Below are 7,269 nucleotides of genomic sequence, written 5' to 3'. Positions count from 1 at the left end.
CTGGTGGACCACCGACCCACTACGCAAGCCTCGCACCAGCCGACTCGAGCGCCTCAGCCACCAACTCGCCCGCTGACGAATTCAGCAACAGAGTCCTTCCGGAGAAGGGAGCGGCTGAGTGTGCCGTGCGCAGCGAGGGCGATCCGGCCGATCTCCACGAGCTCCGCGAGCGTGGCCTTGGGCGGACGACCACCGCGCGGCTTGCCCTCCGAAACCTCGGGCGGTGGTTCCGTCGGCTGGACGGAACCGGCGGCCGGAGGCTCAGTGGGCTGGACCGGCTCGGCCAGTGGCTCGGCGGGCGCGGTAACCGGTAGTTCCGGCACCTGGACGGGTGCGGCGTCGAAGTGGTCGGCGGGTTGGTCGACCAGTTGGTGGATCTGCCGCATCAGGACGCCGAAGGCCAGCAGCGCGGCGGTCGGGGGAACCGCGGCGACCACGTAGTCGAGCAGGGGCACGGCGCTGGCGTTGCCCGTGCCGCTGACCCCGGCCACGTTGAGGGCGATGGAGCCGACTGATCCGGTGGCGGTGAGGGCGATGGCCCAGCTGTCGGTGACCCGGCGCAGGCCCGCACGGAGCATGAGCAGTTCGCCCGCGACGATGAAGGCGTCTAGAGTCGCCGGCCAGGCCCACTGGCGGATCGGGGAGCTTTTGAGGCCGTGCTGTCCGGCGACCTCTGCGAGGTGTGCGTACGACAGCCAGAACCCGCCGGCGGTGAGGGCCACGATGACGACTCCCGCCGCGACGAGTGCATACCGCTCGGCCGCCTGCTTGGTCGTCATCGGCTGCCCTTCGCCAGGACGATGGCCTCGGTGGGTGGGTGTGGAGAGGGTGGTCAAGCGGGGTTCTCCTGGGGTGGTGGCGTGGTCCGTCTTTGCCGTCTTGGCCGTTGCAAGTGCAGGTCAGGGCCGGTACGGCAGGGGGCTGGTGTTCCGTCTTGGCGGCGCCGGCGCGTCTTGGGGAACGCGCGGGCGGTGGGGCTGCGCTTCGGTGGCCGTGGACGGATCGCATCCGTCTTGCCGTCCCGGCCGCATGCGCTGTGACCTGCGGCGATACGGCGAGGACGCCCGGGACGGCATAAGACGGATCCGGGCAGCGTCCGGTTGGTGGCAGCGCGGTCGTCATGATCGCGTTGCCGTCTTGCCCCCGGTTTCCGTCCCGTCCGCATGCCGTGTGACCTGCGAGATCACGGCAGGGACGGCAGGGACGGTCACCGGGGGAGGCGGTGCTCAGCCCGAGGAGGGGGCTGGCGCGGCGTTCACTGAGTGAACGGTGGGGCAGTAGCGCCGCCACGCGTCGAGGAACTTGTTACGCATGTAGCCCTTGCGCTGGGTTCCGTCGGCGAGGCGGACGTTGCCGGGCTTGATGTCGTACTGGCGCAGCATCCTCGCCAGCTCGCGCGAGGTCAGCCCGTTGCGGCCCCATTCCGCCCAAGGGCTCTCGGCGTTCTGTCGCAGGTGGTGCAGCAGCTCGTCCGTGGAGAGGCTGTCGACCTCGCGCTGGGCGACGAAGACCCTGCGGATGTCGGCCAGGATCCGAGCCTCGCCGGGCTGGTCCTCCTCCGCCTCGACCTCCGCAGCCACCATCCCCGCACACGCCTCGCGAGCCCGGCGGGGCCAGGACCCCGAGGCCAGGTCGGCCACGATGATCAAGGGCTCCCACGTATCGGCAGCACGGTCCTCCACCGGCATGTCCGGCTCCAGATCCGCCGCCTCGTCCAGCAGTGGCCTGGCCCATGCCGCGATACGGTCCCGCAGATCATGGAGGGCAGGGATGTCGCGGCGGGAGCGGAAGGGCTTGACGCTCTCGCCCTCGGCCCGGCGGCGCATGCGGATGACGACCGACCGGTCCATGATCGTGTCGGGCAGGTCGCCGATCCCCGCGAGGGCGGCCATGGCGAAGGTGGCGAACCGGTGCGGGGTGTGGTCGTTGCCGACGACCCGGGTGACGTACCGGTTGCGCTGGTGGCCTGCGTTGAGCAGGCCGCGCATCTCCTCGTTCTTCTCCGCCTGCTTCGGCGTGCCGAAGATGGTGTCCGCCTCGTCCACCAGGAGGGTGGGCGGTTCGTCGGTGATGGAGCGGAAGACCGCCGCCGGGGTGGTGTTGATCGTGAGCATCGGCTCGTGGACCGTCTCGGTCAACACGTCCAGCAGCCGCGACTTGCCGCACCGCTTCGCTGGCCCCACCACCGCCAGACGCGGCGCGTGCTGCCACGCGGGCTGCAGATGCGTCGCCGCCACCCACAGCGTGACCGCGTCCAGCGCCTGCTGGGAGGGCAGGATCACGAACTGGGCTATCTGGGCACGCAGTTCTTTCAGCAGCTCGGATCCGTACGTCGGTTCCGGGTCCTGCACCGCCTCCTCGGCGGGCTGATCCGCCGGAACCGTATCTGGCGCCTGCTCGTCGGCCGCTGGGGCGGCTTCGGGCGCGTGGCCAGGTCGGCCGGGCACGGCGACCGTCGGCCATGCCGCTTTGCCGGGTGCGGAATAGGGCTCGGGTGTCGTAGGTTGCACAGGGCAGCTCCTTATCCGGTGACGTCGGGCATGCAGGCCCGACTCACGCAGGTCGTTCGTTGGAATGCGGGCAGTGGAGTGTGCGGAGCCTCCGGCGTTGGCGCGCCGGGGGCTTTCTCGCTTCCTGGGCCGGGGCGAGGGAACACGGACAGTACGTCCACGCCCCGACACAGTCCAGCATTTCTGTGTCAGCTCAGCGCAGAAGCGTCTGCTATGGGCTCGGGCGGTCATGCGGCCAGGCCGAGCAGGCTCAACAGGTCGGCGGTCACGACGCGGTACGCCTTGCCCAGCCGCAGGACCTTGCACGGGTACTGGCCCCGCTTGGCCAGCTCATAACCCTTGCTCCGACCCAGCCCCAGCGCCCGGTTGCCGGTGTCCAGGTCAACCGCAGCAGGCAGGGCCAGCAGCTCCTCCCGCGTCATGCCCTTGGCCTGCTCCGCGGTCTCGTTGTCGCGCATACATGCTCCGTCGATGAGTGAGCCCTCGGCGAACGCGGCATCACGTCCGGCTCCAGGCGATCACTAACCATCATCGGGAAGCTAATGTGTCTCCATGACACAACACGGTTTTGATCCTGGAGATGACGAGGACGACGTCCCGGAGTGGGTGGATCAGGTGATGGCCACGGTGGCCGCCGAGGTCCGCAGACGAAGGAAGGAGTTGCGCATGAGCGCCCAGGACCTGGCCGACCGCTGCGCGGAGATCGGCCATCCGATCCCGCGCAACGTGATCGCCAACATGGAGTCCGGCCGCCGCGCCAACCTGCCCCTGGTCGACGTCCTCGTCCTCGCCGAAGCCCTGCGGACCTACCCCATCTGCCTGCTCTACCCCGTCGGCTACGTCGACCGAGTCCAGCGCCTTCCCCTGCAGCACTCCGACCCCACATGGGATGCCATGCACTGGTTCACCGGCGATAGGGAGGACTTCGGCATGGAAGACGACATGCTCCGCAACTTCCGCGCCCACGTCCGCTACCAGCGCGCCGCCCTGGCCGCACTGAAAGGCGAGAAGCACGAGCGCTGGAAAGCCGAGACGGCACCCAACCAGGCCGAACGTGAGGAAGCCGTACTCGCCCAAGCCGACTACGCCGAAAGGGCGTTGGAAGCCAAATACCGCCTCCGCAGCGCCCGCGCCTTCATCCGCGAAGACGGCGGCACACCACCGCACCTGCCACCAGAACTCGCCGACGTCGACCCACCCGTCGGCAACACCGATGAGGAGAATGACCTTTGAAGGGTTCCACCCACCGCCGCTGCTACTGCCGCGACCCACACACCGGCAAGCCGCTCGGCAAGAAGTGCCCGAAGCTCTCCAGCCGCAAGCACGGCTCGTACTCCATACGCCAGGAACTCCCACCCCGCGAAGACGGCACCCGCCGCTCATTCAGCCGCGCCGGCTACGACTCCCTCAAGGCCGCCCAGGCGGACCTCGACCACGTGCGCGCGCTCGTCGGCCTCGCCGCCGCCGACGACGCCGAGGGCCTGGCCCAGATAGCCGAGTTGCTGGAGAAGGTGGCCGAGGAGAAGGCCCCGCTGCCGAACATCGAGGCGACGCGCAGGCGCCTCAGCCATGGCCTGGACCTGACGAGCAGGCTCACGGTCGGCGAGTGGCTGGACATGTGGCTGGCGGGCAAGAAGGGGCGGCAGAGCGCCATCAGCCGCGACGAGAGCAACATCCGGGTGCACCTCAAACCACGGATCGGGCACTACCGGCTGGACCGCCTCCGGGTCGCCCACCTGTCGGAGATGTTCGAGGCCATCGCCGAGGCCAACGTTGAGATCGCCGAAGGCAACGCAGCCCGCCGCAAGGCGTTCGAGGACCTCGCCCAGATTCCCTGGAAGGGGCGCGAGCCCCGCGCCCGCCGTAAAGCGATGAAGACAGCCATCGCCGAGATGGAGCCCTACCGCCGCATCGTCGGTCCGGCCACCCGCCAGCGCGTCCGCTCCACCCTGCGGGCCGCACTCAACGCCGCGATCGCCCAGCAGCTCATCACCTTCAACCCGGCCGCCCACGTCGAGTTGGAGGCGGGCAAGCGACCCAAGGCCCTCGTGTGGACCGAGGAGCGCATCCTCCACTGGAAGCGCACCAGCGAGAAGCCGTCGCCGGTGATGGTCTGGACGCCGGAACACACCGGGCTCTTCCTCGACCACGTCGCGGAGGACCGCCTGTACGCGCTGTTCCACCTGATCGCATTCCGCGGACTGCGACGGGGCGAGGCATGCGGCCAGAAGTGGACCGACACCAACCTGGACGCCGGTCTCATCACCGTCGCCAAGCAACTCGTCGTGGACGGCTGGGAGGTGTACGAGGACGACCCAAAGACCGACGCCGGCGCGCGCACCATCGCGCTGGACTCCGACACGGTCCGGGCCCTGCGTCGGCACCGCGCCCAGCAGGACAAGGACCGTAAGGAGTGGGAGAGCGCCTGGGTGGAGACCGGACGTGTCTTCACCAAGGAAAACGGTGAGATGCTCCACCCCGCCAACGTCACACGGCGGTTTATCGAGCTGTACGAGGAGATCGGCCTCCCGCCGGTCCGGCTCCACGACCTCCGCCACGGTGCCGCGACCCTGGCTCACGCGGCCGGGGCCGACCTGAAGGACATCCAGGAGATGCTCGGCCACTCGTCGATCACCATCACGGCCGACACGTACACGAGCCTGCTCCCAGAGGCGGATCTCGCCATCGCCGAGGCCGCAGCCCGGCTTGTACCGCGAGCCCGCGCCACCTCCGAGAACACCGCTCCCGAAACGGAGCCCGAACTCGACGGCGAGGAGAAGCCCGACGCGGAGTCCGTGCCGGATGATGCTGATCCGTTGGGCGGTATTCGGGAGATCAACTCTCCGTCCGCTCACGCACCGCTCACGCAAACGGCCCCGGACGAGGAGTCCGAGGCCGAGTAGGAGCCCTCCCTGGGGGATAAACCCCAGGTCAGAGCGGTAACGCGTTGTGCCCCCGGCAGGATTCGAACCTGCGACACCCGCTTTAGGAGAGCGGTGCTCTATCCCCTGAGCTACGAAGGCGAGGTGGTGGCCGGTTGGGCCACAGGCGTCAGCGTACCGGATCTCCTGGGTGGGGTGTGGGGGTCAGGTCAGAGGGGGGCGGGTGAGGTGGGAGGCCATGTGGAGGGCGGTCCGGGTGTGGGAGGCCGTGGTCGACCCGGTGGGCATCGGTTCTCCGGTGCGGCGGTCGCGGCAGGCCTGTGGCGATGAGCCCCGGTGTTCCGCCGCGGGTCTACCGCCGCGTCACCCGCACCCGGTAGTCACCCCTGAGGTCGGCCGCCGTCACCGCGATCCGCACCCCCCGTTTCGGGTCCTCGAAGGCCTGGCCGGGGGAGAAGGGGGCGTCGGAGAGTTCCGCGTGGACGTTGGGGCTGCGGGTGCAGCCGCCGCTGTCGCGCCGGGAGTCGTAGACCGTCACCGGGCCCATGCCGGTGTCGATGTCCGCGTCGACCCGGTAGATGAGGATGCCGGGGCGGCACACCTCCTCGTCGTTGCCGCCGCGGGTGCGCAGTTCGACGGCGTAGCCGCTGCGGTGGTCGAGGGGGACGAAGACCAGCTTGGGGCCGCCGCGCCGGGAGAGGGGGGTGAGGGTGTACTCCCGTGTGCCGAGGGCCGCCGCGCAGTTGATCTGCGTGGCGTCCAGCCAGCCCAGCTTCCACTTGTGCCAGCCGAGCAGGTCGTTGTTGGCGCCCCAGTCCTCGCTCATGATGTCCCAGTGGCCGACCGCGCCGCCGCCCTCCTGGGTGTAGAGGTCGGGCAGGCCGAAGACGTGGCCGTTCTCGTGCGGCAGGACGCGGTAGCCGGTCTCGGCGTAGGAGCCGGAGCCGTCGTCCTGGCGGGAGTAGACGAAGGAGGCGTTCGCGACGACGACGCCGTCGGCCACCGGCGCCTCGGTGTTGCCGGCGAACGTCACCGACAGGACCGTGTCCAGCGCGGACGGCCCGGCGTTCGGGGTGACCAGCACGTTCAGCAGGTCGTACGCCCGGAAGTCGACGATCCGGTCGGCGGCGGCCACGAGGTCCTGGACGAGGTCCCGGTAGCCGGGGTCGAAGGGCGCGCCGCGCTCTATCCCGTACTCCTTGAACGGCTTGGGCATGCGCAGCCAGCGGGCGACCGGCGATTCGGGGCGGTAGTCGAGGCGGCCGTAGGAGGCGGTCCGAAACCACTGCCGGGTCTTCGGGAAGAACTCGCGGAGACGGGCGCGCGCGTCGCCCCGGCCGGGGGCGTCCGAGAAGTCGATCATGAGGTTGAGGGCGCGGACGGTGCCGGTGGAGCGCGCGTATCCGGCGGATGTCGGCACGCCCTCGGACATCTGTACGGCGGGGCTGCCGCTGATCATGCAGGGGGAGAGGGCGGCCGAGCGGGCCAGGGGGACGGGTCCGGCTCCGGCCGGTGCCGGGCCCGGGCCGAAGTGTCCGGTGCCGGCCGAGGTGCTGACCGCGAGCGTCAGTGCGGTGACGGCCGTGAGGGCGGCCGTGCGGCGCGTGCGTATCCGGCGGCGGAGCGGCTCCGGGGGCGGGCCCGGCCGGGCTTCCCGGGTGCGCTCGGGCTGCGGCTGCATGCGGGAAACCTCTCGCTCCAGGCAGCCGCCGGTCACCGGCTGCACCCTTGTGATCACCCTCCGTCCGGGGCGGCGGGGGCGCTCGCCGGGGCAGCCGATCGTGGGTTACTTCCGGGTAGGGGAGGGGTGGTGGGTGCGAAGGTGGAGAGGGGTGACTCAGGTCACATGAAAAGAGTTCGGGGTCGGGAAATAAGCG

6 protein-coding genes and 1 tRNA gene are annotated in these 7,269 nt (G+C 70.0%); 2 read left to right on the top strand and 5 right to left on the bottom strand.

Going from position 1 to position 7,269, the window contains the following annotated elements; genetic code table 11:
* Positions 1–53: 53 nt before the first annotated feature.
* From ACFV9M_RS23910 to ACFV9M_RS23900, 3 genes are all read right to left on the bottom strand, one after another.
* Positions 54–779: a DUF2637 domain-containing protein gene (locus ACFV9M_RS23910; protein ID WP_385077739.1), complete on the bottom strand. Its 726-nt coding sequence runs from the start codon at positions 777–779 to the stop codon at positions 54–56.
* A gap of 447 nt (positions 780–1,226) precedes the next feature.
* Entirely contained in the window at positions 1,227–2,510 is a 1,284-nt protein-coding gene (locus ACFV9M_RS23905; protein ID WP_385077742.1) for a DUF3631 domain-containing protein, read from the bottom strand.
* Between the two features lie 227 nt (positions 2,511–2,737).
* Positions 2,738–2,968, bottom strand: a complete 231-nt coding sequence (locus ACFV9M_RS23900) for a hypothetical protein (protein WP_385077744.1) — start codon at positions 2,966–2,968, stop codon at positions 2,738–2,740.
* Positions 2,969–3,062: 94 nt separating this feature from the next.
* Between ACFV9M_RS23900 and ACFV9M_RS23895 the strand changes: the two genes are divergently transcribed.
* Together ACFV9M_RS23895 and xerC are read left to right on the top strand one after the other, a co-directional pair.
* Entirely contained in the window at positions 3,063–3,743 is a 681-nt protein-coding gene (locus ACFV9M_RS23895) for a helix-turn-helix domain-containing protein (RefSeq protein WP_385077747.1), read from the top strand.
* Positions 3,740–5,413: a tyrosine recombinase XerC gene (gene xerC / locus ACFV9M_RS23890; protein WP_385077750.1), complete on the top strand. Its 1,674-nt coding sequence runs from the start codon at positions 3,740–3,742 to the stop codon at positions 5,411–5,413. The genes ACFV9M_RS23895 and xerC overlap by 4 nt, the downstream gene beginning before the upstream one ends.
* 47 nt (positions 5,414–5,460) lie before the next feature.
* Here the strand turns inward: xerC and ACFV9M_RS23885 are convergent.
* Positions 5,461–5,533, bottom strand: a tRNA-Arg gene (locus tag ACFV9M_RS23885).
* A 211-nt stretch (positions 5,534–5,744) separates the two neighbouring features.
* Positions 5,745–7,073, bottom strand: coding sequence for a M6 family metalloprotease domain-containing protein (locus tag ACFV9M_RS23880; protein ID WP_385077752.1), 1,329 nt, complete (start codon positions 7,071–7,073; stop codon positions 5,745–5,747).
* Positions 7,074–7,269: the final 196 nt, after the last annotated feature.

Source organism: Streptomyces sp. NPDC059895 (genome assembly GCF_042731035.1).
In the GTDB taxonomy this organism is placed as follows: Bacteria; Actinomycetota; Actinomycetes; order Streptomycetales; family Streptomycetaceae; genus Streptomyces.
This window is presented reverse-complemented; position numbering and strand designations above follow the sequence as displayed.

Coding starts and splice junctions, on each gene's coding strand:
- ACFV9M_RS23910 (WP_385077739.1), bottom strand. CDS start 779: ATGACGACCAAGCAGGCGGCCGAGCGGTATGCACTCGTCGCGGCGGGA.
- ACFV9M_RS23900 (WP_385077744.1), bottom strand. CDS start 2,968: ATGCGCGACAACGAGACCGCGGAGCAGGCCAAGGGCATGACGCGGGAG.
- ACFV9M_RS23895 (WP_385077747.1), top strand. CDS start 3,063: ATGACACAACACGGTTTTGATCCTGGAGATGACGAGGACGACGTCCCG.
- ACFV9M_RS23880 (WP_385077752.1), bottom strand. CDS start 7,073: ATGCAGCCGCAGCCCGAGCGCACCCGGGAAGCCCGGCCGGGCCCGCCC.